Origin of the sequence: Arsenophonus sp. ENCA, assembly GCF_002287155.1 — a bacterium.
Classification (GTDB): Bacteria; Pseudomonadota; Gammaproteobacteria; order Enterobacterales; family Enterobacteriaceae; genus Arsenophonus; species Arsenophonus nilaparvatae.
Genome location: NZ_NHNG01000275.1, coordinates 1 through 1098 on the forward strand (window position 1 = coordinate 1; position 1098 = coordinate 1098).

General features: G+C 44.3%; 3 protein-coding genes. 2 read left to right on the forward strand and 1 reads right to left on the reverse strand.

The window, feature by feature from the left end; genetic code table 11:
• Both CBG25_RS07180 and CBG25_RS07185 read left to right on the forward strand, forming a co-directional pair.
• Window positions 1–166, forward strand: a 166-nt coding sequence (locus tag CBG25_RS07180; RefSeq protein ID WP_290603847.1) for a transposase domain-containing protein, incomplete at its 5' end; no start/stop codon positions are given.
• Window positions 167–286: 120 nt separating this feature from the next.
• Window positions 287–523 (forward strand): hypothetical protein, encoded by a 237-nt coding sequence (locus CBG25_RS07185; protein WP_290605666.1) that lies wholly within the window; start codon window positions 287–289, stop codon window positions 521–523.
• 284 nt (window positions 524–807) lie between these two features.
• Here the strand turns inward: CBG25_RS07185 and CBG25_RS07190 are convergent.
• The coding region (locus CBG25_RS07190; protein ID WP_290603789.1) for a transposase at window positions 808–1098 on the reverse strand (291 nt) is incomplete at its 5' end.

Genomic DNA, 1098 nt, shown 5'->3' on the forward strand with positions numbered 1-1098 from the left:
AGCGGGTGCTCATGCAAGTGCGCTATTGTACAGCCTGGTGGAAAGTGCACGTATCAATGGTCTTAACCCGTACGATTATCTTCTGGCATTGCTGACGTCGCTAAAATCCCCTGATGAAGATATAGACTGGAACGTACTGCTGCCCTGGAAAATTACCTTACCTTAAACCACGCTACCTATCTCTGTGTGGTTCCAATGACGCTTACGTTTGTACAGGACTGGCCGCACGAGGCCTTACCGCCTACCCGGGAAGACATCATGAAGACAGAAAATAACGAGGTGGCTTATGGCGAAGTTTCGCTATAACGGTGAGTCCCCGAATGGGGCAGCCCTGCGTTTGGCCGATGGCCGTACCCAGGATGTGATGTTTTATCCCGGTCAGGTGGTGGATGTGCCGGTCGATCATGCGTTTATTGTCTCGCTGGAAGCCCAGGGCTATCTGACCTTTCTGGGATTCGATTATCCCGATACGCCGCCTTATATCTTGATCATTGACTGTCAAAGGTTAATGATCCCCAACTGATCATTGGGATGTTACCGGTGAGTTTGTACGCTGCCTTAAGCTTAGAGCTTGTACCTCAGATTAAACCCTGGTGACATATTCATCATCGTCTTCAAAACCGAACGGTATCTTGTGCTACGAGCACGTATTTATAAGGAAGGTTAGGACGATATATTCAATTATCTGTTTTTCATGAGAGAATTTACCATGATCAAAACCTCAGTGGGTATTGATGTCGCTAAATTAAAATTCGATGTTGCAGTATGGGTTGAGAGAAAAAAATATAACACGAGTTTCGCACAAAACTAATTTGGGTACGCTAATAAAACACGGATGTGCTCAGCAATAGCATTTTTGATTACGTCCCAATTTTGTTGATAAAGGGTTATTTTTTCAGATATACGACGTTTATGTTGTTCAAACCACGCAGAAATAGCGAGAAAAATATGATTTCTTTGCGCTCGGCTCGTGCGAGCCTGACAGCGTTCAATACCACAATTTTGTTTAACTTCTCGATGATAAACTTCAACAGACCAACGGGCATCCATGATAGATTTGACGTATTCACGGGTGGGATTCTCTTTGTTTGTTACTAT

Coding starts and splice junctions, on each gene's coding strand:
- CBG25_RS07185 (WP_290605666.1), top strand. CDS start 287: ATGGCGAAGTTTCGCTATAACGGTGAGTCCCCGAATGGGGCAGCCCTG.